This is a genomic window from Streptomyces sp. NBC_01166 (genome assembly GCF_045039765.1).
In the GTDB taxonomy this organism is placed as follows: Bacteria; Actinomycetota; Actinomycetes; order Streptomycetales; family Streptomycetaceae; genus Streptomyces.
In genome coordinates, this window is sequence record NZ_CP108613.1 from 4,224,664 (window position 1) to 4,248,802 (window position 24,139).

General features: G+C 71.3%; 25 protein-coding genes. 9 read left to right on the forward strand and 16 right to left on the reverse strand.

The window, feature by feature from the left end:
• Positions 1–30 precede the first annotated feature (30 nt).
• Positions 31–579 (forward strand): bacterial proteasome activator family protein, encoded by a 549-nt coding sequence (locus tag OG379_RS19365; RefSeq protein ID WP_405664427.1) that lies wholly within the window; start codon positions 31–33, stop codon positions 577–579.
• An 88-nt stretch (positions 580–667) separates the two neighbouring features.
• Here OG379_RS19365 and OG379_RS19370 read toward each other — a convergent pair whose 3' ends face one another.
• The 7 genes from OG379_RS19370 to pdhA form a co-directional block, all read right to left on the reverse strand.
• Positions 668–1,654, reverse strand: coding sequence for an NAD(P)H-quinone oxidoreductase (locus tag OG379_RS19370; RefSeq protein WP_405664429.1), 987 nt, complete (start codon positions 1,652–1,654; stop codon positions 668–670).
• A gap of 71 nt (positions 1,655–1,725) precedes the next feature.
• The gene (locus OG379_RS19375; protein ID WP_393756420.1) at positions 1,726–2,868 is read right to left on the reverse strand and encodes a potassium channel family protein; all 1,143 of its coding nucleotides are present in this window, start codon (positions 2,866–2,868) and stop codon (positions 1,726–1,728) included.
• Positions 2,826–4,379, reverse strand: coding sequence for a molybdopterin molybdotransferase MoeA (locus OG379_RS19380; RefSeq protein WP_405664431.1), 1,554 nt, complete (start codon positions 4,377–4,379; stop codon positions 2,826–2,828). The genes OG379_RS19375 and OG379_RS19380 overlap by 43 nt, the downstream gene beginning before the upstream one ends.
• Positions 4,376–5,251: an NTP transferase domain-containing protein gene (locus OG379_RS19385; protein WP_405664433.1), complete on the reverse strand. Its 876-nt coding sequence runs from the start codon at positions 5,249–5,251 to the stop codon at positions 4,376–4,378. The genes OG379_RS19380 and OG379_RS19385 overlap by 4 nt, the downstream gene beginning before the upstream one ends.
• Positions 5,252–5,344: 93 nt before the next feature.
• The gene (locus OG379_RS19390) at positions 5,345–6,739 is read right to left on the reverse strand and encodes a dihydrolipoamide acetyltransferase family protein (protein WP_405664435.1); all 1,395 of its coding nucleotides are present in this window, start codon (positions 6,737–6,739) and stop codon (positions 5,345–5,347) included.
• Positions 6,739–7,770, reverse strand: a complete 1,032-nt coding sequence (locus OG379_RS19395) for an alpha-ketoacid dehydrogenase subunit beta (RefSeq protein WP_362927484.1) — start codon at positions 7,768–7,770, stop codon at positions 6,739–6,741. Before OG379_RS19395 ends, OG379_RS19390 begins: the two co-directional genes overlap by 1 nt.
• Entirely contained in the window at positions 7,767–8,930 is a 1,164-nt protein-coding gene (gene pdhA / locus OG379_RS19400) for a pyruvate dehydrogenase (acetyl-transferring) E1 component subunit alpha (protein ID WP_405664437.1), read from the reverse strand. The genes OG379_RS19395 and pdhA overlap by 4 nt, the downstream gene beginning before the upstream one ends.
• Positions 8,931–9,139: 209 nt before the next feature.
• Between pdhA and OG379_RS19405 the strand changes: the two genes are divergently transcribed.
• Positions 9,140–9,661, forward strand: a complete 522-nt coding sequence (locus OG379_RS19405) for an Lrp/AsnC family transcriptional regulator (protein ID WP_393756430.1) — start codon at positions 9,140–9,142, stop codon at positions 9,659–9,661.
• Positions 9,662–9,683: 22 nt separating this feature from the next.
• Here OG379_RS19405 and OG379_RS19410 read toward each other — a convergent pair whose 3' ends face one another.
• The gene (locus OG379_RS19410; protein WP_362927487.1) at positions 9,684–10,274 is read right to left on the reverse strand and encodes a TetR/AcrR family transcriptional regulator; all 591 of its coding nucleotides are present in this window, start codon (positions 10,272–10,274) and stop codon (positions 9,684–9,686) included.
• 123 nt (positions 10,275–10,397) lie between these two features.
• On the opposite strand from OG379_RS19410, the gene paaN reads away from it, so the two are divergent.
• On the forward strand, positions 10,398–12,098 hold the full coding sequence (gene paaN / locus OG379_RS19415; protein ID WP_405664439.1) for a phenylacetic acid degradation protein PaaN: 1,701 nt from the start codon (positions 10,398–10,400) through the stop codon (positions 12,096–12,098).
• A gap of 68 nt (positions 12,099–12,166) precedes the next feature.
• Here the strand turns inward: paaN and OG379_RS19420 are convergent, their stop codons facing one another.
• The 3 genes from OG379_RS19420 to OG379_RS19430 are packed head-to-tail and all read right to left on the reverse strand — an operon-like array spanning position 12,167 to position 15,074.
• Positions 12,167–12,877, reverse strand: coding sequence for a TrmH family RNA methyltransferase (locus tag OG379_RS19420; protein WP_405664441.1), 711 nt, complete (start codon positions 12,875–12,877; stop codon positions 12,167–12,169).
• Entirely contained in the window at positions 12,874–14,145 is a 1,272-nt protein-coding gene (locus tag OG379_RS19425; RefSeq protein ID WP_405664443.1) for an HTTM domain-containing protein, read from the reverse strand. The genes OG379_RS19420 and OG379_RS19425 overlap by 4 nt, the downstream gene beginning before the upstream one ends.
• Positions 14,142–15,074 (reverse strand): DUF5819 family protein, encoded by a 933-nt coding sequence (locus OG379_RS19430; protein ID WP_405664445.1) that lies wholly within the window; start codon positions 15,072–15,074, stop codon positions 14,142–14,144. The genes OG379_RS19425 and OG379_RS19430 overlap by 4 nt, the downstream gene beginning before the upstream one ends.
• Before the next feature lie 115 nt (positions 15,075–15,189).
• Between OG379_RS19430 and paaA the strand changes: the two genes are divergently transcribed.
• The 5 genes from paaA to OG379_RS19455 are packed head-to-tail and all read left to right on the forward strand — an operon-like array spanning position 15,190 to position 18,759.
• Positions 15,190–16,218: a 1,2-phenylacetyl-CoA epoxidase subunit PaaA gene (paaA, locus tag OG379_RS19435; protein ID WP_405664447.1), complete on the forward strand. Its 1,029-nt coding sequence runs from the start codon at positions 15,190–15,192 to the stop codon at positions 16,216–16,218.
• Positions 16,215–16,505: a 1,2-phenylacetyl-CoA epoxidase subunit PaaB gene (paaB, locus tag OG379_RS19440; protein WP_031090474.1), complete on the forward strand. Its 291-nt coding sequence runs from the start codon at positions 16,215–16,217 to the stop codon at positions 16,503–16,505. The genes paaA and paaB overlap by 4 nt, the downstream gene beginning before the upstream one ends.
• On the forward strand, positions 16,502–17,203 hold the full coding sequence (gene paaC, locus OG379_RS19445) for a 1,2-phenylacetyl-CoA epoxidase subunit PaaC (protein ID WP_405664450.1): 702 nt from the start codon (positions 16,502–16,504) through the stop codon (positions 17,201–17,203). The genes paaB and paaC overlap by 4 nt, the downstream gene beginning before the upstream one ends.
• The gene (paaD, locus tag OG379_RS19450) at positions 17,200–17,697 is read left to right on the forward strand and encodes a 1,2-phenylacetyl-CoA epoxidase subunit PaaD (protein ID WP_362927597.1); all 498 of its coding nucleotides are present in this window, start codon (positions 17,200–17,202) and stop codon (positions 17,695–17,697) included. The genes paaC and paaD overlap by 4 nt, the downstream gene beginning before the upstream one ends.
• Complete coding sequence (locus OG379_RS19455) at positions 17,698–18,759, forward strand: 2Fe-2S iron-sulfur cluster-binding protein (protein ID WP_405664452.1); 1,062 nt, start codon at positions 17,698–17,700, stop codon at positions 18,757–18,759. It abuts the gene before it with no gap.
• Positions 18,760–18,981: 222 nt separating this feature from the next.
• Here the strand turns inward: OG379_RS19455 and OG379_RS19460 are convergent, their stop codons facing one another.
• The 4 genes from OG379_RS19460 to OG379_RS19475 form a co-directional block, all read right to left on the reverse strand.
• The gene (locus OG379_RS19460) at positions 18,982–19,326 is read right to left on the reverse strand and encodes a rhodanese-like domain-containing protein (protein WP_405664454.1); all 345 of its coding nucleotides are present in this window, start codon (positions 19,324–19,326) and stop codon (positions 18,982–18,984) included.
• A gap of 45 nt (positions 19,327–19,371) precedes the next feature.
• Positions 19,372–20,397 (reverse strand): J domain-containing protein, encoded by a 1,026-nt coding sequence (locus tag OG379_RS19465; protein ID WP_405664456.1) that lies wholly within the window; start codon positions 20,395–20,397, stop codon positions 19,372–19,374.
• Between the two features lie 59 nt (positions 20,398–20,456).
• Positions 20,457–21,905 carry a DUF2252 domain-containing protein gene (locus OG379_RS19470; RefSeq protein WP_405664458.1) on the reverse strand — a complete coding sequence of 483 codons (1,449 nt, stop codon included), beginning with the start codon at positions 21,903–21,905 and terminating at the stop codon, positions 20,457–20,459.
• A gap of 179 nt (positions 21,906–22,084) precedes the next feature.
• Complete coding sequence (locus OG379_RS19475) at positions 22,085–23,158, reverse strand: hypothetical protein (RefSeq protein ID WP_405664460.1); 1,074 nt, start codon at positions 23,156–23,158, stop codon at positions 22,085–22,087.
• Positions 23,159–23,239: 81 nt separating this feature from the next.
• Between OG379_RS19475 and OG379_RS19480 the strand changes: the two genes are divergently transcribed.
• On the forward strand, positions 23,240–23,692 hold the full coding sequence (locus OG379_RS19480) for a MarR family winged helix-turn-helix transcriptional regulator (protein ID WP_393756459.1): 453 nt from the start codon (positions 23,240–23,242) through the stop codon (positions 23,690–23,692).
• Positions 23,693–23,762: 70 nt separating this feature from the next.
• On the opposite strand, the gene OG379_RS19485 is transcribed toward OG379_RS19480, so the two are convergent.
• On the reverse strand, positions 23,763–24,107 hold the full coding sequence (locus OG379_RS19485) for a winged helix-turn-helix transcriptional regulator (RefSeq protein WP_393756461.1): 345 nt from the start codon (positions 24,105–24,107) through the stop codon (positions 23,763–23,765).
• Positions 24,108–24,139 lie beyond the last annotated feature (32 nt).

Below are 24,139 nucleotides of genomic sequence, written 5' to 3' on the forward strand. Positions count from 1 at the left end.
TGTGGAGCTGGTGTGGGAGACAATGGCGGCATGGAAATGCCGAGGAATGAACGGTCGCAGGAGCACCCCCAAGTCCTCGTGGTGGGGCAGGACGGAATGGCCATCGGCGGCGGTGGCGGTGACGACGAGTCGCGCGAGGTTCCGGTGACGGAGATGGTCGAGCAGCCCGCGAAGGTCATGCGGATCGGCAGCATGATCAAGCAGCTTCTGGAGGAGGTCAGGGCGGCTCCTCTCGACGAGGCGAGCCGTGTCCGGCTCAAGGAGATCCACGCGAGCTCGGTGAAGGAGCTCGAGGACGGCCTGGCGCCGGAGCTCGTCGAGGAGCTGGAACGGCTCTCGCTGCCGTTCACCGAGGAGTCCGTCCCCTCCGAGGCCGAGCTGCGGATCGCGCAGGCCCAGCTGGTCGGCTGGCTGGAGGGCCTCTTCCACGGCATTCAGACGGCGCTGTTCGCCCAGCAGATGGCGGCCCGTGCGCAGCTGGAGCAGATGCGCCGCGCCCTCCCTCCGGGCGTCGTCCACGAGGACGAGGAAGGCGGCGTCGACCCGCACGGACCGGCGCGCTCCGGCCCGTACCTCTAGTGACCTGAGTCCATACCGACCGCGGTACGCACCGGGGCCCGGCACACACCGAGTGTGCCGGGCCCCGCGTCCGTGCTGGGCGCGCGCGTCAGGCCTTGGGCGCGGCCAGCAGGATCTTGCCGATGTGGCTGCTGGACTCCATCAGCCGATGGGCTTCCGCAGCGTCCGCCATCGGCATCGTGCGGTCCACGATCGGCCGGACGACGCCGTCCGCGAGCAGCGGCCACACATGCTCGCGTACCGCCGCGATGATCGCGGCCTTCTCCGCGAGCGGTCGCGCGCGGAGCGACGTGGCCGTGACAGCCGCCCGCTTGCTCAGCAGGGCGCTCAGGTTCAGCTCGCCCTTGGCGCCGCCCTGGAGACCGATGATGGCGAGGCGGCCGTTCACAGCGAGGGCCCGCACGTTCCGGTCCAGGTACTTCGCCCCGACGATGTCGAGGATGACGTCCGCACCGGCACCGTCCGTCGCCTGCCGCAGCTCCTCGACGAAATCCTGCTCGCGGTAGTCGATGAGGATGTCGGCGCCCAGCTCCTGACAGCGCGCCAGCTTCTCGGGGCCTCCCGCCGTCACCGCGACGCGCGCGCCGACGGCCTTGGCGAGCTGGATCGCCATGGTGCCGATGCCGCTGGAACCGCCGTGGACCAGGAGGGTCTCGGCGGGCCGCAGGTGGGCGACCATGAAGACGTTGGACCAGACCGTCGACACCACCTCGGGCAGCGCGGCCGCCTCGACCAGGTCCACGCTGTCGGGCACGGGCAGCAGCTGTCCGATCGGCACAGCGACCTTCTCCGCGTATCCGCCGCCCGCCAGCAGTGCGCACACCTCGTCGCCCACGGACCACCCGGTCACCCCGGGGCCGAGGGCCGCGATACGGCCCGCACACTCCAGGCCGGGGTACGGGGAGGCGCCGGGCGGGGGGTTGTAGAAACCCTGCCGCTGCAGCACATCGGCCCGGTTAACCGCGCTGGACACGACCTCGACGAGAACTTCGCCCTCGCCAGGTACGGGGTCGGGGACCTCGGCCCATACGAGCGCTTCGGGGCCGCCGGGTTCGGGGATCGTGATCGCATACATGGCCGCGAGGCTACTCCGTACAGAGTCCCGGACGAGGGTGGACTTGCCTGCACCGCCTCCGGGACCCGTTCCTACGGGCGCTGATTGGGCTGCTGCGGATAGCTCGTCGGCGCAGTGTGGATCGGTGAGGCACGCACGATGGTGATCACCCGGTCCGTCAACTGCAGGGGGCTGGCCGCCGGATCGTCGTAACCGAGCAGCCGGTGGCCGCGCAGGACGCTGACCACGAGGTCATCGGTCTCGCGGACGTTCTTGCCCACCTCGGCCTTTATCACCGGCCGTTCGACGAGATCGAGCCCGCTGCCCTGCTGGATGAGGTCCTCCATCACCGTGCCCGCGCTGGGGCTGAGAACCGACAGGCCCAGCAGCCGTCCGGCCGCGCTCGCGCTGGTGATGACAGCGTCGGCGCCCGACTGCCGCAGCAGCGGCGCGTTCTCCTCCTCGCGTACCGCGGCCACGATCTTCGCGCCACGGTTGAGCTGACGCGCGGTCAAGGCGACCAGCACCGCGGTGTCGTCGCGCTGGGTGGCGATGATGATCTGGCGGGCCTTCTGGAGCTCGGCCCGCAACAGCACATCACTGCGCGTCGCATCACCCAACACACCCACGAAGCCCTCTGCGTTGGCCGCCTCGATCACCTTGCCGGCCGGGTCGACGATGACGATCTGGTCCTTCTTCAGACCGGTGGCGCAGAGCGTCTGGATGGCTGAGCGGCCCTTCGTGCCGAAGCCGACGACCACGGTGTGTTCACGCAAGTTGCTTCTCCAACGATTCAGCCGGAAGTCCTCGCGGGTCCGTTCCGTCAGGACCTCGAGGGTGGTGCCGACCAGGATGATCAGGAAGAGCACCCGCAACGGCGTCACCAGAATCACGTTGACGAGCCGGGCCGGGTCGCTGTACGGGACGATGTCGCCGTAGCCGGTCGTCGACAGCGTCACCGTCGCGTAGTAGACGGCGTCGAGGAAGTCGACCTTCTCGTCGGCGTTGTCGTGGTAGCCGTCCCGGTCGGCCCAGACGATGAAGACCGTTATGGCCAGCACCGTGAGAGCCATTGCCAGTCGCTTGGCCACCTGTCGCAGCGGTCTGTCGACGACGCGACGGGGCAGGAGCACCCGGGTCGGGACGACATGTTCGTCCGCCCGCCTGGCCATCGCATCGTGGCCGGGAAGTTTCACGTGAAACACCCTTCCGTCCACGGCAACGCCGAGGCCCACGGTAGATCGAGGATCTCCACCTCGGTGCCGGACCGTACCCCGCCGGGCGGCACCACGGCCAGCCCGTCCGCGGCCGCGATCCCACGCAGCATGGCGGGACCGTTGTAGTGGAGGGGTACGACGCCGTCGTCGCGATGGACCACGGGGATCAGCCGGGTGTCATGCGGGTGCCCGTGCACCTCTTCACGGACGGGCGCGCGGTAGCGGTCCTGGGCGGGCCGGCGGGCGAGCCCTCGGAGCAGGGGCTCGGCCAGCGTCAGCAGACCGGATACCGCTGCGAGGGGGTTGCCGGGGAGGCCGACCAGGCAGGGGCCGCCCTCGGCGAGTCGCGCCAGGAGCATCGGGTGGCCTGGACGTACGGCCACCCCGTCGACCAGCAGCTCGGCCCCGATCCCGGCCAGGACCGGGTGGACATGGTCCACCGGACCCGCGGCTGTCCCGCCCGTGGTGAGGATCAGGTCGGCATCGGAGGAGACGAGGGCCCGGCGGAGGGCGTCGGCATCGTCACCGAGCCGCCTGGGCTCGGCGACCTCCGCACCCAGGGCACGGAGCCAGGGGGCGAGCATGGGTCCGAGCGCGTCGCGGATCAGACCTTCCCGTGGGAGCCCTGCCGTGAGGAGCTCGTCGCCGAGGACGAAGACGTCCACGCGGGGCCGGGGCGCGGCGACGAGAGCGTCGCACCCCGCGGCAGCCGCCAGTCCGAGAACGGGCGGGGTCACCACGGTCCCTACGGGCAGGAGCTCGTCGCCGGACCCGCACTCCTGGCCCCGCGGCCGGATGTCCTGGCCCTGAACCACTTCGCGGGTGGCGTGCAGCAGCCCCTTGGCCTCGTCGCAGTGCGCGTGTTCGCTGCGGATCACGGCGGTGGCGTCCGCCGGGAGGCGTGCGCCCGTGGCGATCCGCAGGGCGTGCCCGTCGGGGAGCGGCTCTGCGGATCCGCGTCCGGCGAGCAGCCCTTCCCCTTCCCGTACGGTCCAGGGGCCCGGCCCTGCGACGACCCAGCCGTCCATGGCCGAAGTGTCGAACGACGGCAGATCGGTGAGCGCGACGACGGCCTCGGCGAGTACGTGCCCGAGAGCCCGCTCCAGCGGGAGCCGGTGGGCGGCCAGAGGGGCGGACCGGCCGAGGCGGTCGGCCAGAGCACGCGCCGCGGCCCAGGCGGTGGCACCGGCTCGGTGGGCGTGCGAGGGAGAGCCGTGGGCCGACGGGGATCCGTGGTGACTGGGGGGGTTCGGGGCCGGGGCGCCCGGCTCCGCCCCTCCTGGCCCAGGGGCGTCCGGGACCGGGCCGGTGCGCATGCCCGGCGCTGCCGCTGCCTGCGTGGAAGGCAGCTCCCCCGCACCGGGCCCGTCCGGTGCGGGCTGCGGAGTGCCTGACTGCCCGTTCGGTGCGGACTGCGGAGTGCCCGGCCGGCGCCCCACGAGGGCAAGTGCCTGCTCGACCGCCCGCTCCTCCTCGGCCGCCGCCCGCTCCTCCTCGGCCGTCCGCGCATCGCGTCCGTGCGGAGTCATGGCGTGCCGGGCCCGCTTCCCGCCGCCGTTTCCTCCTCCCACCGGAGTGCGAGGGCGGTGGCCTTGCGGGAGGCTTCGGCCACGGCTTCAGCCGCGGCCTCCGGGCTCTTGCCGCTGCTCGCCATCGCCGCCGCGTACCCCACCAGGAAGGTGGTCAGCGGCGCGGCGGGCCGGGCCACTCCGTGCGCGGCGTCCCGGGCGAGGTCCAGCAGGACGCCGGTGTCGACGTCGAGCTCGATGCCCAGTTCGTTCTTGACTGCGGTGATCCATTCGTCCAGCACGGTCCCATGCTCCCTGATCCGGGCCCTGGCGGCGGCAATGTCTTCCCAGGTGTCGCAGTCGAACGCTGCCAGCGGGCCGGCCTGGACCCGGGCCAGATCCAGTTCGGCGGTCAGCAGGCGGAGGGGGAGACCGGCCAGGCTGCCGTGTTCGGTGGCGAGAAGGGCGAGTTCACGGCGGAGCGGCTCGGCCCGGTAGACCGCGACCAGCGGCTGGTCCCGGCCGTCCTGGTCGGTGCACAGGGCGCCTTCGCGGTCTCTCTGCTCCGCCGCGGACAGCAACGAGCGGACCGTCGCCTCCCCGAGGAACGGCAGATCCGCGGAGAGCACCAGAACGCTCTCCGCGGCCGTGTGCCGCACCCCGGCGCCGAGGGCCGCCAAGGGACCACCGCCCTCGGGCACTTCACGTGTCCACGTGACCGGACGCACGGTGGGCCTGCGCCCACCGACCACCACGGTGGACCCTGCGTCGGCACATGCGGCGAGTACCCGGTCGAGCAGCGCACGGCCGCCCACGTGGAGCCCTGGCTTGTCGGCCCCGCCGAGGCGCTTCGCAGCCCCTCCGGCAAGCACGATGGCGTCATACGCGGTCATGCCCCCGAGTATGGGGGCCGCCCGCCGATGACGGGCCCCCGGGGACCGAACTCACACGATGCCCGGGCCCGGGCCGTCCACCGTCCCGCTCCGCTACAACGTGCGGAGCAGGATCGCCGGCTGTTCCACACAGTCGGCGACGTAGCGCAGGAAGCCGCCGGCCGTGCCACCGTCGCAGACCCGGTGATCGAAGGTGAGCGAGAGCTGGACGACCTGGCGGACCGCCAGTTCGCCTCCGTGCACCCAGGGTTTGGGCACGATCCGGCCGACCCCGAGCATGGCCGCCTCGGGGTGGTTGATGATCGGGGTCGAACCGTCGACGCCGAACACCCCGTAGTTGTTCAGCGTGAACGTCCCTCCGGTGAGCTGCGCGGGGGTCAGCTTCCCGTCCCGGGCGGCCTCGGTCAGCCGGGCGATCTCCGCCCCGATGGACTCCGCGTTACGGGTGTGCGCGTCCCGGACCACCGGAACGACCAGGCCTCGCTCCGTCTGGGCGGCGAAGCCCAGGTGGACCCCGGACAGCCGCACGATCTCCCGGGCTTCGGCATCCACCGTGGAGTTGAGCTCGGGGAACCTCGCCAGGGCTGCCGTGCAGATGCGGGCCAGCAGCGCGAGCACCGACACCTTCGGCCCTGCGGCGTTCATCGCGGCCCGCGCCGCCATCAGCTCGGTGGCATCGGCATCGACCCAGCAGGTGGCATCGGGAATCTCCCGCCGGCTGCGGGAGAGCTTCTCGGCCACCGCGCCCCGGACCCCGCGCAGCGCGATCCGCTCGGCCGATGTGTCCGGCGCCGGCCGGACGGCCGGGGACGCGTCAGCAGTGCGTTCCTCGTCCGCGGCTCTGATCGCGCACTCCACGTCGGTACGGAGGATCAGCCCGTCCCGTCCCGTGCCGACGACCTGCCGGAGATCGAGACCGTGCTGCCGCGCCAGCTTCCGGACCAGCGGGGAGATGACGGCGACGGGCCCGTGAGCATCGCCCGCCGGAGGCGCCGCCGTCGCGGAGGCCGGCTGCCCCGCCGTCGCGAGGACCGGCTGCCCGGCTGTGGCCGGGGCATGGGCCGAGGCTGTCCGCTCCGCCTCCGCAGGGGCCTGCGCCGAGGCCGGAGCGGGCCGGACCCGTCGTCTCCGCGCGGCCGGCGCGGCCGTGCCGTAACCGACGAGCACATTGCCGGACGCCTCACTCCCGGCACCGCCGCCGGAGGGTTCGCCGGGAACCTCGTGCCCGTCCACCCGCTCCATCGAGCCGACTGCCACCGTCAGCAGTGGTGCGCCGACCGGGAGCTCCGCGCCCTCCTCGCCGAACCGCGCCGTCACCACGCCCCCGTAGGGGCAGGGCACCTCCACCATGGCCTTGGCCGTCTCGACCTCGACGACCGGCTGGTCGACGGCGACGACGTCGCCGACCTCCACCAGCCAGCGCACGATCTCGGCCTCGGTCAGACCCTCGCCCAGGTCCGGGAGCTTGAATTCGAGCACCTGCGCCATCAGCTCTCGGCCTCCCACTGAAGACGGGCGACCGCGTCGAGCACCCGGTCCACGCCCGGCAGATGGTGCCGCTCCTGCATCGGCGGCGGATAGGGAATGTCGAACCCTGCGACGCGCAGGACAGGCGCCTCCAGATGGTGGAAGCACTGCTCGGTGATCCGCGCCGCGATCTCACCGCCCGGCCCGCCGAACCCGGACGACTCGTGGACGACCACCGCACGCCCCGTGCGGCGCACCGACGCGGCCACGGTCTCGTCGTCGAAGGGAACCAGCGAGCGCAGGTCGACCACCTCGAGGTCCCATCCCTCGGCCGTGGCCGCCTCGGCGGCCTCCAGGCACACCGGGAGGGACGGGCCGTAGGTGATCAGGGTCGCGCTGCGACCGGGGCGCCGGACCACGGCCCGCCCGATCGGCTCGACCCGGGCCGGCGCGTCCGGCGACCAGTCGGCCTTGGACCAGTAGAGCCTCTTCGGCTCCAGGAAGACCACCGGGTCGTCGGAGGCGATCGACTCCCTCAGCAGCCCGTAAGCGTCGTCGACCGTGGCCGGCATGACCACGTGCAGCCCGGGTGTCGCCATGTAGTACGCCTCGGAGGAGTCGCTGTGGTGCTCGACCCCACCGATCCCGCCGCCGTACGGTACGCGCACCGTGATCGGCAGAGGCATCGCGCCCCCGGTCCTGTTCCGCATCTTGGCGACATGGCTGACCAGCTGCTCGAACGCCGGATAGGCGAAGGCGTCGAACTGCATCTCCACCACGGGCCGAAGTCCGTACATCGCCATGCCCACGGCCGCGCCGAGAATGCCCGCCTCGGCCAGTGGCGTGTCCGTACAGCGGTCGTCGCCGAACTCCTTCGCCAGGCCGTCGGTCACGCGGAAGACGCCACCGAGCGTGCCCACGTCCTCCCCGAGGACGTGCACCGTCGGATCCTCCGCCATCGAGTCGCGCAACGCCCGTCCCAGGGCCTGCGCCATCGTGGCCGGTCTGGCCCTGCCGGTCCGTTCACCGGCCGTGGCCGCAGCGGTGCTCATCGTCCCCCCTCCGCGCTGCTCTCGTCGTGCGCACCGTCCCCGGCGTCCAGCTCGGCCCGCAGTCGCGCCGCCTGCTCCCGCAGCTGGCCGGTCTGCTCCTCGTAGACATGGGCGAACAGATCCATCGGGTCGAGCGACGGGTCGGCGTTCATCTGCTCCCGCAGCCCCTCCGCCATCCGTTCAGCCGCCTCGTGCACGGCGCCGATGCCGTCCTCGTCCAGCAGCCCCCGGCCGGTCAGCTCCCGCTCCAGAAGCCTGATCGGATCGTGTGCGCGCCATGCCTCCACCTCGCTGTCGCCGCGGTAGCGGGTGGCGTCGTCGGCGTTCGTATGGGCGTCCATGCGATACGTGACCGCCTCGACCAGCGTCGGCCCCTCGCCCCGCCTGGCGCGGGCCACCGCCTCGCTGAGCACCTGGTGCATGGCTGCCGCGTCGTTACCGTCGACCAGGCGCCCCGGCATCCCGTAACCCACGGCCTTGTGGGCCAGGGACGGTGCCGCGGTCTGCTTGGCCAGCGGCACGGAGATCGCGAAGCCGTTGTTCTGCACGAGGAAGACCACCGGGGCCCGCCACACGGCAGCGAAGTTGAGCGCCTCGTGGAAATCGCCCTCACTCGTCCCCCCGTCGCCGACCATCGCGAGGGCCACCACGTCGTCGCCCTTGAGGCGCGCCGCGTGCGCCAGGCCCACGGCGTGCGGCAACTGGGTGGCCAGCGGGGTACAGAGCGGGGCGATGCGGTGCTCACGCGGGTCGTAGCCGGTGTGCCGGTCCCCCCGCAGCAGCGTCAGGGCCTCGACCGGGTCCAGGCCACGCGCGACCGCGGCGAGCGTGTCGCGATAGCTGGGGAAGAGCCAGTCCCGGTCCTCCAGCACGAGCGCCGCAGCGATCTCGCACGCCTCCTGGCCGGTGCTCGACGGGTACACCGCGAGCCTGCCCTGCTTGGTCAGTGCGGTGGCCTGCGCGTTGTACCTGCGGCCACGCACCAGCTCGGCGTAGAGCCTCAGCAGCAGCTCGGGGTCGGCCCCGGCCGCCGCGTCCGTACCGAGCACGCGGTAGGGCTCGGGGTCCGGGAGCAGCGGCGCGGGATCGGTGAGCGGCTTCCAGGCCGGGGGCGGCGTGGGCCGGTAGGCGGCTGCGCCGGGCAGCTCCTGGACCGTCATGACAAGCACCTCCTGGCATCGAGATATATCGAGGAGTGTCGAAATCTGCAGAATGTCGGGCGTGGGCGAGGCGCGGATGTGGTGTGCCTCACCTACCGATTGTTCGGTCGCGGGGGCAATTTGGCTACAGGCGCCTTCAGCCTGTGGACAAACGGTTCTCCACAGCCTGGGATAGGGACAGGTCGTCCACAACAGGGAGGCGCGGGCAGATGGCAGCTGAACAAATGGCCGACGGGGGCGGTGCCCCGGACCGCACTCCGCCCGCCCGGCCGCTGGACTCCATCGACCGCGCCATCCTCCGCATCCTCCAGACGGACGGCCGCGCCTCGATACGGGCCGTCGCGGAGCGCGTCCACGTCTCCCGCGCCAATGCGTACGCCCGGATCAACAGGCTCGTCGAGGACGGCGTGATCCGGGGATTCAGCGCACGGGTGAATCACGAACGGGCAGGGCAGGCCGCCTCCGCCTACATCACGCTCAAGATCGTCCAGAATTCCTGGCGCACCGTGCGCGAACAGCTACAGGCGCTTCCGGGCGCCACCCACATCGCGCTGGTCAGCGGCGACTTCGATGTCCTGCTCCTGGTGCACACCCCGGACAACCAGGCCCTGCGCGAGCTGGTCCTCACCAGGATCCAGGCCATACCCGAGGTGCTGTCCACCCGCACCCTGCTGGTGTTCGAGGAGACCGACCTGGGGCCACGCCCGGACCGCACGGCCGAGCTGAGCTGAGCTGAGCTGAGGCCTGTGCCGGTCAGCCGGCCCGCATCCCCTCGAAGGCGAGCTGGACGACCGTGTCCGCGAGCTGCTCCGCCTCCTGGGATCCGCCGGGCTGCGGGCGGTACCACTCGACCAGCGAGTTCACCATGCCGAAGAGCAACCGGGTCGCCAGGCGTATGTCCACGTCCGCGCGCAGGTCCCCGTCCGCAACCGCGGCCTTGAGCAGCTCCGAGACCCGCTGGTCGAACTCGCGCCGGCGCTCCAGCGCCCAGCGCTCCGTCTTCGTGTTGCCCCGCACGCGCAGCAGCAGCGTGACGTACGGCAACTCCGCCATGAGCACCTCGACCGTGCGACGCGTGACGTACTCGACCCGGGCGATCGCCCGCCCCTGGGTGGCCCCCGCCTCGTCGAGAATCCCGAAGAGCCCGTCGAGCGCCCGGCTCACCGCACGCCTCAGCAGCTCTTCCTTGCCCGCCACGTGGTGGTAGATGGACGACTTGGAGATGCCCGCCGCCTTGGAGAGGTGCTCCATGGACGTGCCGTCGTAGCCGCGCTCGTTGAAGATGCGGACGGCAACGGTCAGGAGCGTCTCCGGGGTGTACGTGTCCCGCTTGGCCGTGGTCATGACCGCGATCCTCCCCCATGAGTTGTCCACAGGTTCCTTGGGGCCCCTTGTCCCGACCGATCGTTCGGTTACTCTAACTCCGTCAGCATGTCCCTGCCCGGCTCGACGAGGAGTTGGTCCGTCATGGCCGCCGAGCTTTCCCCCGAGAAGCTGTCCGAGATCCACCGCCCGACGCTCGACCAGGCCCTCGACGCGATCCGCACGCGCGCCTACTGGTCCCCGCACCCCGAGCACCCCAAGGCCTACGGCGAGGGAGGCCTTCCCGGCAGCCTCGGCGCGGCCGAGGGCAAGGCCGCGTTCGACGCCGTGCTCAACACCCGGCTGGACCTCGGCCAGCCCGGCACCGACGGCTGGACCGGCGGGGAGGTCTCGCCGTACGGTCCGGAGCTCGGCGTCGAGTATCCGCACGCCGACCCGGACATCCTGCTCCCCGCCATGAGCGCCGCGATGGGCTCCTGGCGTGCGGCGGGCCCCGAGACGCGGGCCCTGGTCTGCGTGGAGATCCTGGCCCGGATCAGCGCGCGTACGCACGAGCTGGCCCACGCCGTGATGCACACCAGCGGGCAGGCGTTCGTGATGGCCTTCCAGGCGGGCGGCCCGCACGCCCAGGACCGCGGCCTGGAGGCCGTGGCGTACGCGTACGAGGAACAGACGCGTACGCCGCGCAACGCCGACTGGTCGAAGCCCCAGGGCAAGCGTGACCCGCTGCGACTGGACAAGTCGTACACAGCGGTGGGGCGCGGCATCTCCCTGCTCATCGGCTGCAACACGTTCCCGACGTGGAACGGCTATCCGGGCCTCTTCGCCTCGCTGGCGACCGGCAATCCCGTGCTGGTCAAGCCACACCCGCGGGCGGTGCTGCCGCTCGCGCTCACCGTCCAGCTGGCGCGCGAGGTGCTGACCGAGGCGGGCTTCGACCCGAATCTCGTCGCCCTGGCGACCGAGCGGCCGGGCGAGGGCATCGCCAAGACCCTGGCGGTGCGCCCCGAAATCAAGATCATCGACTACACGGGCTCCACCGCCTTCGGCGACTGGCTGGAGGCCAACGCCCGGCAGGCCCAGGTCTACACGGAGAAGGCGGGCGTCAACACGATCGTCCTCGACTCCACCGACAACTACCGGGGCATGCTCTCCAACCTGGCCTTCTCGCTCTCCCTCTACAGCGGCCAGATGTGCACCACCCCGCAGAACCTGCTCATCCCCCGCGACGGAATCACGACCGACGCGGGCGCCAAGTCCTACGAGGACGTGGTGACGGACCTCGCCGAGGCGGTGAACGGGCTGCTCGGTGACGACGCCCGGGCCAACGGACTGCTCGGCGCCCTGGTGAACCCTGACGTGAAGGCCCGGCTGGAAGGGGCCCCGGACCTGGGTGACGTGGCGCTCGCCTCGCGCCCGGTGACCAACCCCGACTTCCCCGACGCCGTGGTCCGCACGCCGGCCCTCGTGAAACTCGACGGCACGAAGCCCGACGACGGGGCGGCCTACCTCTCGGAGTGCTTCGGCCCGGTCTCGTTCGCGGTGGCGGTCGACTCGACCGGTGACGCGCTGGACCTGCTGCGCCGCACGATCCGCGAGAAGGGCGCGATGACCGTCGGCGCCTACACCACCTCCTCCGACGTGGAACGCGCGGTGGAGGAAGTCTGCTTCGACGAATCGGCTCAGCTCTCGCTGAACCTCACCGGCGGCGTGTACGTCAACCAGACGGCGGCCTTCTCCGACTTCCACGGTTCGGGAGGCAACCCGGCTGCCAACGCGGCGCTCTGCGACGGCGCGTTCGTCTCCAACCGCTTCCGGGTGGTGGAGGTCCGCCGCCAGGCCTGAGGGCGGATCCGGCCGACGGAATCCGGTGGGATGTGGACCCGCGCGAGGATCCACACCCCACCGGCCCGTCACCCGTCGCGCGGATCCGGAACGTCCGCGTACCGCTGAACCCAGGCGTGCATCGCGATGGCGGCCGCCGCACCGGCGTTGATCGACCTGGTGGAACCGAACTGCGCGATCGAGCACACCATCGAGGCGCGCTTTCGCGCCTCCTCCGTCAGCCCGGGCCCTTCCTGCCCGAACAGCAGCACACACCGGCGCGGCAGCACCGTCCGCTCCAGCGGCACGGCGCCGGGGAGGTTGTCGATCCCGATGATCGGAAGTCCCTCGGCCGCCGCCCAGGCCGTCAGGTCCGCCGTGTCCGGGTGGTGCCGCACATGCTGGTAGCGGTCGGTGACCATCGCACCCCGCCGGTTCCAGCGCCGCCGCCCCACGATGTGGATCTCCTTGGCGAGGAAGGCGTTGGCGGTGCGCACCACCGAGCCGATGTTGAAGTCATGGCCCCAGTTCTCCACCGCCACATGGAAGTCGTGCCGCCGCAGGTCGAGATCGGCGACGATCGCCTCCCGCGTCCAGTACCGGTAGCCGTCACCCACATTGCGCCGGTCACCGTGGGCGAGGAGGTCGGGGTCGTAGCGCTCCCCCTCGGGCCAGGGCAACGGGTGCGGACCGACCCCGATCACGGCGCCGTACCCCTCGTCGTACTGGATCGGTTCCTCGGAGGGGTCGGGCGCGGCTGCCGCCCGGGGCTCTTCTGCACTGCCGGTCTCGCTGGTCACCCGACGAGCGTATGGCCACCGCCACCGCCGCTGCGCGCGGACTCCTCGTCGTCCTGCCCTGCCCGCCGCTGCCCTGGGAGCCTCAGCCTCCCCACCGTCCGTGAGAACAGGCGCTGCCGGCCCAGCGACACCCTGTGGCCCAGCCACACCAGGAAGACCGTCGGCAGGAAGACGGCGTCCGCGGCGATCATCGCCATGGAGAAGAAGGGCAGCCCCAGCAGGACCGCGATCCCCGCGTGCTCACCGATCATGAGGACCAGCAGGACGTTCTTCACCCGCCGGTTGAACAGGGTGAACGGGAAGGCGACCTGCACGATGACCGTGACGTACGTCAGCACCATGACCAACAGGGCGCTCGACGCGATCAGCCCGGAGAGACCGGCCCACGGGGTGAAGTAGTCCAGCTTGAGCGGATAGTAGACCGCGGTGCCGTCCTGCCAGCGGGAACCCTGGATCTTGTACCAGCCGGCGGTCGCGTAGATCAGGCACACCTCGGCCATGATCACGAGGAGTGCGGCGTTGTGCGCGAGGTTGGCCAGGACGTCCAGGAGGGCGCGCAGCTCATGGTCCGGCGCGCGACGGTTCAAGGCCCACCAGGCGCCGTTTCCCAGCCACAGCACCCACAGGAGGGACGGCAGCCACCATGTACCGCCGAGACCCCCCAGGAGGGTCGCGGGCAGAAGGACGCAGCCGAGGGCCACCCACAGGACCGGCCCCGCGAGATCACGCGCCGGCGGGCCGCCCTCCGCGAGAAGTGAGGCGTCCCGCGACGCACGGCGCGCGTCCAGGGACCACACCCGCGCGCAGCGGGTCAGCATCAGGTAGAGGGCCAGCAGATGGATGACGTTGTCGCCGCCGTCGCCCATGAAGATGCTGCGGTTCTGGAGGGAGAGCACCCCGGCCATGAACAGGACGGACATGGCCCGGGTCCGCCAGCCGGCCATCAGGAGCGCGGCCGAGACGAGCGTGAGCCCGTACACGGTCTCGAACCAGACCGTGGAGTCCGACCACATCAGGGCGGTGAAGGAGTCGTTGTTGGTGATGAGCCGGCGCGCCATGCCCCAGCTCCACGGACCGTCGGGACCGTACAGCTCGTGGCGGTGGGGCAGCTCGCGCAGCAGGAACAGCAGACAGGTGGCGGAGACGCCGATCCGGACGACGGCGCTCTGGTAGGCGCCCAGGGGGGCGGATGTGACGCGCTGGACGGCGCGGGCGAGCGCCGGACCGACGGCCCCGACGCCCGAACCGACGGGGGTGGGGGCGCTCACTGCTCCGCCTTTCCGGCCTGCGAGGCCTCATCCGCCGTGGCGGCCCCGGAGAGGTCGGACGGGGTGACGGTCCACCACGGGAGTTCCGTGTACTCCGGCCGGGTGTTGATCTTCTCGTCGCTCCACTCCGGGGCGTCGACGGAACGTACGGCGGACCTCACCTGGATGCGCTCGACCGTGCCGCCGTAGCCGCGTTCGGCGAGACGCAGCATGACGATGCGGCGGATGTAGCGCTCGGACAGCTCGCCGCGCACGCCGTTGGGGCGGTGCTCGCTGTCGTGGGACCCGGAGTAGAAGTCCCAGGCACGCCGCAGTTCGTTCTGGTCGACGTGGCTGGGGAGGGGGTTTCCGCGTATCGCCTCGCCGTCCTCGCGCGAGAGATCCATCCAGCGCGTGACCTTGCTGCCGTCAGCGCCGTCGTCGGCCACTTCGGCGCGCACGTGCACGGAGATGTTCTGCTGGAGCGGGTTGGGGGCGAACAGCTTCCAGTTCTGCTCGAACTCGGGGTAGACCCAGTCGTCGACCACCTCGCCGTGCTGCTTCGTCAGTGTGTTGGACGGCGCGACATGCAGAAAGATCATGGCTATGTGCGCGCAGGCCAGCAGTCCCAGGCCGGACAGCGCCAGCGCCGCGACGACCTGATACGGAAGCGAGAGCGCCGCCATCCCGCCGCCCGGCCGGCGTCCGGCCGGTCCGGGCCCGGGCCCCCCGGGGCCTGCCCCTGGCCCGGGCTCGGCAGCGGTGTCCGGCGACGGTGCGACGGCAACCGGGTCCGGGTCGGGGTCGGGGTCGGGCTGGAGGGCCGCCCCGGCGTCCGGTATTCCGGCGGGTGAGGCCTCCGCCTCCTGATCCGCTGACGGGCGGCTCTTCACGCCGGGCCAGGCGAGTTTCTTCTCGTCTCCGGTGCGCCCACCGTGGTCCGCATTCATCCCGCCCCGATCACCGTCGATCACCACTCAGTTATCCACAGGGTTGACACCCTACGGGCCTCCGGCTCACCATTGAAGCCGATGAACCGAACGATCGGTCGGTAGGGAGCCCGGGATGGCGGCAGTGACTGCGGACCAGACGACGCAGGGGACAGCAGGCACGGCGGACGAGGCGGACGCGGAGCGTCTGGCGGCCTTCGACGCCGCGGTGGCGGCCGACGACCGGATCGAGCCTCGGGACTGGATGCCCGAGGCGTACCGGGCCTCACTGATCCGCCAGATGGCCCAGCACGCCCATTCCGAGATCATCGGTATGCAGCCCGAGGCCAACTGGATCACCCGGGCGCCCTCGCTCCGCCGCAAGGCGATCCTGATGGCGAAGGTGCAGGACGAGGCCGGGCACGGCCTCTACCTGTACAGCGCGGCGGAGACCCTGGGTACCAGCCGCGAGGAGATGCTCGACAAGCTGCACGCCGGGCGGCAGCGCTATTCCTCGATCTTCAACTACCCCACGCTGACCTGGGCGGACGTCGGCGCGATCGGCTGGCTGGTGGACGGCGCCGCGATCACCAACCAGGTGCCGCTGTGCCGTTGCTCCTACGGCCCGTATGCCCGCGCGATGATCCGGGTCTGCAAGGAGGAGTCCTTCCACCAGCGCCAGGGGTACGAGCTGCTGCTCGCCCTGAGCCGCGGCACCCCCGCCCAGCACGAGATGGCCCAGGACGCGGTGAACCGGTGGTGGTGGCCCTCCCTGATGATGTTCGGTCCGCCCGACGACTCCTCGGCGCACTCGGCACAGTCGATGGCCTGGAAGATCAAACGGCACTCCAACGACGAGCTGCGCCGGCGGTTCGTCGACATCTGCGTCCCGCAGGCAGAGGCGCTGGGGCTCACCCTCCCCGACCCCGACATCCGGTGGAACGAAGAGCTGGGACAGCACGACTACGGCGCGATCGACTGGACGGAGTTCCAGGAGGTCCTCAAGGGCAACGGCCCGTGCAACGAACAACGGCTGACCCAGCGGCGCACGGCCCACGAGGAGGGCGCCTGGGTCCGCGACGCGGCGGCGGCATACGCAGACAAGCACGCGGCACGGCCCGGCACAGCCGGAGCGGCCGCCCAGCCCGTGGAGGCGACCGCATGAGCAGCTCGACCGACTGGCCCCTGTGGGAGGTGTTCGTGCGCTCCCGGCGAGGGCTGTCCCACACCCACGCGGGCAGCCTGCACGCGCCGGACGCAGAGATGGCCCTGCGCAACGCCCGCGATCTGTACACCCGCCGCTCGGAAGGCGTCTCCCTCTGGGTGGTGCCCTCGACGGAGATCACCGCATCCTCGCCGGACGAGAAGGACTCGTTCTTCGAGCCCGCCGGGGACAAGCCCTACCGCCACCCCACGTTCTACGAGATCCCGGAAGGGGTGAAGCACCTGTGAGCGCGGCTCTCGCCCTCGGCGACGACGCACTGGTGCTCTCGCACCGGCTGGGGGAGTGGGCGGGCCACGCTCCCGTGCTGGAGGAGGAAGTAGCCCTGGCCAACATCGCCCTCGATCTGCTGGGCCAGGCCAGGATGCTGCTCTCGTTCGTGGGCGACGAGGACCAGCTGGCGTACCTGCGTGAGGAGCGAGCCTTCCGCAACGTCCAGCTGGTGGAGCAGCCGAACGGCGACTTCGCCCACACCATCGCCCGCCAGCTCTACTTCTCCGTTTACCAGCACCTGCTGTACGAGGCACTGGCCGCCGGCGAGGGCGAGTTCGCGGATCTAGCGGCCAAGGCGGTCAAGGAGGTCGCCTATCACCGGGACCACGCGGAGCAGTGGGTCCTGCGGCTGGGCGACGGCACCACGGAAAGCCATGAGCGCATGCAGCTCGCGCTGGACACCCTGTGGCGGTTCACCGGCGAGCTGTTCGAGCCGGTCGAAGGAGTCGACGTCGACTCGCAGGCCCTGCGCGACGGCTGGCTGGACGCGGTCACCTCCGTGGTGGAGCGGGCCACCCTGACCCTTCCGGTGGGGCCGCAGTCCGGCGCCTGGGCGGCCGGAGCGGGCCGGCAGGGTCTGCACACGGAGCCCTTCGGGCGGATGCTCGCCGAGATGCAGCATCTGCACCGTAGCCACCCGGGGGCGTCATGGTGACCACCGAGACCCCGCTGGAAGCGGAGCTCCACCGGCTGGCGGGCTCCGTTCCCGATCCCGAGCTGCCGGTCCTCACGCTCGACGAGCTCGGCGTGCTCCGCGGCGTGCGGGCCGACGGACCGGACAAGGTCACCGTGCGGCTCACCCCGACGTACACCGGCTGCCCGGCCATCGAGGCCATGTCCGCCGACATCGAGCGTGTCCTGCACGACCACGGCGTCAGTGAGGTGTCCGTGGTCACGGTCCTCGCCCCTGCCTGGTCGACCGACGACATCAGCGACGAGGGGCGCCGCAAGCTCGCGGAGTTCGGCATAGCGCCGCCCCGGCCGGGGAGCGGGCCCGGCGGGCCGGTTCCTCTGACGCTCTCGGTGCGCTGTCCGCACTGCGGTTCCACGGACACGGAGCTGCTGAGCCGGTTCTCCTCCACAGCCTGCAAGGCACTGCGCCGCTGTGTGACGTGCCGCGAACCGTTCGACCACTTCAAGGAGTTGTAGATGTTCCATCCGCTCCGGGTCAGCGCGATCGAACGGATCACGGACGACGCGGTGGCCGTCACCTTCGCCGTGCCGTCCGAACTGCGCGAGACCTTCCGCCATTCCCCCGGCCAGCACCTGAATGTGCGCTACCGCGTCGACGGCGAGGAGATCCGGCGGTCGTACTCGATCTGCGCCCCGGCCACCGAGCAGCCGGGCGACCCCCTGCTTCGGGTGGGCATCCGCATGGTCGACGGAGGCGCGTTCTCGACGTACGCCATCAAGGAGCTGGCTGTGGGGGACCAGCTGGAGGCGATGGCTCCGATGGGCCGTTTCGTCCTCGATCCGCGCCCCGGCCACTTCGCCGCGATCGTCGGCGGCAGCGGAATCACCCCGGTGCTGTCGATGGCGGCGACCCTGCTGGCACGGGAGCCCTCGGCGCGCTTCTGTCTGATCCGCAGCGACCGGACGTCTGCGTCGACGATGTTCCTGGACGAGGTGGCGGATCTCAAGGACCGCTACCCGGACCGCTTCCAGCTGGTGACCGCGCTGTCCCGGGAGGAACAGGCTGCCGGGCTCCCCTCGGGCCGGCTGGACCGCGAGCGGCTCACCGGGCTGCTGCCCGCCCTGCTGTCCGTGCCCGACGTGGACGGCTGGTTCCTGTGCGGGCCGCTCGGCCTGGTCCGGGGGGCGGAAGAAGCGCTGCGCGCACTCGGCGCCGACCGGTCACGCATCCACCAGGAGATCTTCCACGTCGCCGACGAGGGGGCGGGTCTGCCGACGGCCGCCAGGGTGGCGGCGCCGTCGGAGAGCAGGCTCACGGCGACACTCGACGGGCGATCGGGCAGCTGGCCGGTCCAGGACGGCGAATCGCTGCTGGAAACGGTGCTGCGAAGCCGCTCTGACGCTCCCTATGCCTGCAAGGGCGGAGTGTGCGGGACCTGCCGGGCCTTCCTGGTCTCGGGCGAGGTGCGGATGGACCGCAATTTCGCCCTGGAACCGGAGGAGACCGGGGCAGGCTTCGTGCTGGCCTGCCAGTCGCACCCCGTCACCCCGGAAGTCGAACTCGACTTCGACCACTGAGACCGCCCCACCACTGATGCAGGCCAACCACTGAGACCGCCGTAAGAGAGGTCGCACGGCTCCGCCCGACCAGCGCCCAGCCCGCACCGGAACCGCCGTGCGTACGACCGCCTGCGCACGGCCGCAGTGCGTACGACCGCGTGCGCACGGCCGCAGTGCGTACGACCGCGTGCGCACGGCCGCAGTGCGTATGCCCGCGTGCGCACGGTGCCGCGGAAGCGGTCAGAGCACGAAGGCCGAGTTCCCGTTTTCCGTGACCATCGGGCGCCCGGCGCCATCCCAGGCGAGCATGCCGCCGTCGATGTTCACGGCATCGATGCCCTGCTGCACCAGATACTGGGTGACCTGGGCCGACCGGCCTCCGACACGGCACATCACATGCACACGCCGACCGTCGTCGGCCGCCTCGGTCAGCTCACCGAAACGGCCCACGAAGTCGCTCATGGGAATGTGCAGCGCGCCCTCGACATGCCCGGCCGCCCACTCGTCGTCCTCCCGGACGTCCAGCACGAAGCCGTCCGACGGAACCGCCGCGACGTCCACCGAGGGCAGTGGAGCGAAATTCATGGGGATGCCTTCTCTCGTACGTACGCGCCAGGGTCACCCGGAACGCTACTGCACCAGCCCTGCCAGCTCGCCCTCACGCTGGGAGACCTCCGCCAGAAGCTTCTCGCCGATGTCGTCCAGCAGCCGGTCGGGGTCGTCCGGCGCCATCCGCAGCATCGAGCCGATCGCGCTCTCCTCCAGCTCCTGGGCCAGAACCGTCAGCAGCTCCTTACGGCGGCTTAGCCACTCCAGCCGCGCGTAGAGCTCCTCGCTCTCGCTGAGCCGCAGCTCCGGCGTCGCAGGCCCCGCCGCCCACTCCGCGGCCAGCTCCTTCAGCAACGCCACGTCGCCGCGCCCGTAGGCCGCGTTGACCCGGGCGATGAACTCGTCCCGCCGCGCCCGCTCCGTCTCGTCCGGTGCCAGGTCCGGGTGTGCCTGACGGGCGAGCTCCCGGTAGAGCTTGCGCGCCTCCTCGCTCGGCCTGACCCGCTTCGGCGGCCGGACGGGCTGGTCGGTGAGCATGGCCGAGGCCTCGGGTGAGAGGCCGTCCGAGTCCATCCAGCCGTGGAAGAGCTCCTCGACCCCGGGCATCGGCATGACGATCGCCCGCGCCTCCTGGGCCTTGCGCAGATCCTCCGGATCGCCGGTCCGCGCGGCCCGCGCCTCCGCGATCTGCGCGTCGAGCTCATCGAGGCGGGCGTACATCGGGCCGAGCTTCTGGTGATGCAGCCGGGAGAAGTTCTCCACCTCCACCCGGAAGGTCTCCACCGCGATCTCGAACTCGATCAGCGCCTGCTCGGCCACCCGCACCGCCTTGGCGAGCCGCTCCTCGGGCCGAGGGGCGGCTCCCTCACCCACCGCGTCACCGCCGGCCTCACCGGCCGCCCCGCCTGCCGGATCACCAGCCGCGCCGGCGGAGGCGGGACCCGCCTCCGGCGCATCGTCCGGGCCCGCCCGCAGGCTGCCACCCTGCGACGCGTCCTCCGCGTGCCGCGGCACATCCCGCGCGTGCTTCGGCGCGTCCTGCCGGTCCTGGTTCTGCCGGTCTTCGTCGTTCCGGGTGGTCGGCACCCCGGCGGCTTCGTGGGTCACCCGTCCAGCGTATGGCCACGGCCCGCGCCGTGAAGACACACGGGGGCAGCAGGACCCGCTCAGACGCCGAGCTCAGCGGCTATTCGTCCGGCTCGGACAGCCCGGACGAGCTCGGCGTGATCCGCCTCGGTCCGGTCCGCGTACGTCACGGCGAAATCTGCCACCGCCGCGTCCAGCTCGGCGTTCTTCCCGCAGTAACCCGCGAGCAGCCGGGGGTCGGCGCTGTGCGCGTGGGCCCGGGCCAGCAGGGCACCGGTCATCCGCCCGTAGTCGTCGACCTGGTCCGCAGCGAGTGCGGCCGGATCCACGCTTCCCTTGCGGTTCCTGAACTGGCGTACCTGATACGGCCGGCCGTCGACCTCGGCCCAGCCGAGCAGTATGTCGCTGACGACCTGCATCCGCTTCTGTCCGAGCACCACCCGGCGCCCCTCGTGCACCACGTCCGGCACGTCGAAGCCGATCCGGCCGAGATAGGGGGAGAGCGCGGACGGGCGGGCCTCCTTCACCTGCAGCACCAGCGGCTCGCCGCGGTGGTCGAGCAGCAGCACCACATACGACCGGGTACCCACGCTTCCCGTGCCGACCACCCGGAACGCCACATCATGGATGGCGTAACGGGCAAGCAGCGGAACCCTGTCCTCCGAGATCGTACCGACGTAGCCCTCCAGCCCCGCCGCCACGGCAGCGGCCTCCGCGTCAGGCACACGCCGCAGCACGGGCGGTGAGTCGACGAATCGGCGCCCGCCGTCCTCGCTCTCCTCCGTGGACCTGGCGGCGAAGCGGGCACTGGTGTTGTTCCGCGCCTTCGCGGAAACCCGCTCCAGCGTCCCGAGCAGGTCCCGGGCGTCGGTGTGCGAGACGAGCTCCTCGTCCGCGATGGCGTTCCACGCGTCGAGTGCGGGCAGGCCCGCCAGCAGACGCATCGTGCGGCGGTACGCGCCCACCGTGTCGTACGCACCCTGCCGGCAGGTGGCCTCGTCCGCCCCCGCCTCCCTGCCCGCGAGCACCAGCGAGGTGGCGAGCCGCTTGAGATCCCACTCCCACGGGCCGAAGACGGTCTCGTCGAAGTCGTTGAGATCGATGACCAGGTTGCCGCGCGCGTCGCCGTACAGCCCGAAGTTGGCCGCGTGCGCGTCACCGCAGAGCTGGGCGCCCACGCCAGTGACCGGAGTGCCCATCAGGTCGTGCGCCATCAGCCCGGCCGAGCCGCGCAGGAACGCGAACGGCGTCGCGGCCATCCGCCCCACCCGTATGGGCGTGAGGCCGGGCACCCGGCCCTCGTTCGACTCCTCGACCGCCTGGACCGCGTCCGGCCTCCCGGCGGGCAGGTCCAGCGAACTGTGCGCGGACCGGGGCACCTCGAGCCTCAGCGCCTTGCCGGCCGCCTTCGGGGAAGCTGCCCCAGGTCCGGGCCGCACCCCTCCGGCCACGCGCCGCGCGAATCCGGGAACGACCGGGATACGCCCGGTCCTCCGCTGTGCCGGCACCGTCGCCTCGACTTCGTCCATGGTGCGCCGCCTCCCCCGCCTCGTTCAGCCGTCCCGTCCGACCAACATCAACTGCGAACGACGGTACAACCGTCCGTGACCGCCGTCTGCCCCTGTGGACAACTCGGAAGCCGGCCTGTGGACAACCTCCCGCGGAGGCCAGGCTTCCGTGCCTGCGCACAGAGCCCTGGTGCGGGCCGTCACACCCCGACGGCCTCCTCCATCTCCTCCTCCGCCCCGGCCGCAGCCCGTACGGCCGCCGCCTCACGCGCCTTCTCCGCCTCCTCGCGACGCCGCTTCGCCTCGGCCAGGCCCGCCACCCCCAGAACGGCCAGACCGGCCACGAACCACAGAGCCAGCACCAGCAGGTGCCCGCCCAGGGCGTGCCCGCCGAAGTACACGTGGCTGCGCACCCCTTCGACGAATCCCGCGCCGTTCCAGAAGGAGTGCAGGGCTCCGAAGAAGCCCGGCTGGACCTCCGGCCGGAAGATGCCTCCGGAACTCGTGAAGTTGAGCATGACGAAGAGCAGCATCACGCCGAGCGTCGTCCAGCGCTTGAGGAAGGTGTGCAACCCCACCCCGATCAGCAGGATCCCCGCCGAATAGAGCCACGCCACCGCCCAGAGTCCGCCGAGGCCGTGGTCCACCAGACCGAACACCGGCCCCGCGAACGCGGCTCCGATCAGACTCACCACGAGCGAGGTGCCGATGGCCAGCCCGGCCCTGATCCGCAGAGCCAGCACCGCCCCGGCACCACCGATCACCGCGACCGACGCGTACGACCCGATACTGACCGCCACCAGCAGGAAGAAGATCCCCTGGCCGGTCGGATCACCATCCGCCGTAGGCGCCACGTCCGTCACCTCGAGCGGGGCGCCCTGCCCGGCGGCCACCTCGGTGAAGACCTTCTGGGCCACCGTCGCGCTGGTGTCCGACGAGGCGGTGGCGACCAGGAGCTCGGGACTGCCACCCGGGACGTACGCGCCGTAACTCTGCTGCGTCCTCAGGTGGTTCACCGCGATTTCGCGGTCCGCTACGGTACGCACACTCAACGCCCCGTCACCCTTGTCCTGCAAGGTCTGGGCGAGTACCTGCGCACTTGCTCCCGAGCCGACGACGTCCACCCTCAGGTCGTGCGGCTCCGGGGCGTGAAAGGCCCCCAGATAGGCAAGCCCCATACCGATGCACATCAGCAGCGGCGTAATGAGATGGCTGAGCACATGACGCAGCGCACCGGCGGTTGAGCCGGAGGCGGAGCTCGGACCTGCGGACATTCGACCACTCCTCCAATGGTTGGCTTTTACAACTACTAGTCTCGTTGTAGCATACAACTAAAGTTCGGGAAGGTGATTCACGTGGCAGACACCCCCCAGGGGCGCGAGGAGTCGCTGGACGTCATCCAGCGCGAGCTCACCGCTTTCGCGCGCCGCGCGCGCTCGACCGCGGCACGGCTCCACCCGGATCTGCCGCTGGTCTCGTACACGCTGCTCGCCCACATCGACGACCGGCAGGGCTGCCGCGCGACCGACCTGGCGGCGCACTACATGCTGGACAAGTCGACGGTCAGCCGCCAGGTGGCGGCGCTGGAGAAGCTCGGCCTGGTCGAGCGCCACCCGGACCCGGACGACCAGCGCATCCAGGTACTGCACCCCACCGACGCCGGCACCCAGGCACTCGCCTCGACCCAGGCCAGTCGGCGCGCCGCCTACCGGGAACGCCTCGGCGCGTGGACATCGGACGATCTCGAACAGTTCGCGGAGTACCTGCTGCGCTACAACGCGGCGGGCGAGGACACCGCACCCCGATAGACGCCCGGCCACTCCGCCGCGGGACGGCCCGGCGGCGGGTCAGCAGCCCCTCGGACCACCCGGCAGCAGGTCAGCAGCCCCTCGGGCCCCCGAGATAGGCATCGGCCCACCGCCCGAGCTCCTCGAGCGCGGGCCCCATCGCGGCGCCTGCCTCCGTCAGCTGGTACGCGACCCGCAGCGGGGGCCCTTCGTCGACCTCACGCACCACAAGACCGGCCGCCCCCAGCTCGGACAGCCGGTCCGACAGCATCCGCTCACTGATGCCCGGAATCGCTCGACGCAGATCCGCGAAGTGCACCGGCCGCTGCATCAGCACCGAGACGATCGGGCCCGTCCAGCGCTTCCCGAACAGCTCGAAGACGCGCGTGATGCTCCCGTCCACCTGCCGACAGGCCTGCTCGCTGTGATCCGCCATGCCCCCAGAGTACTGCGCCGGAGTGCGGGGCT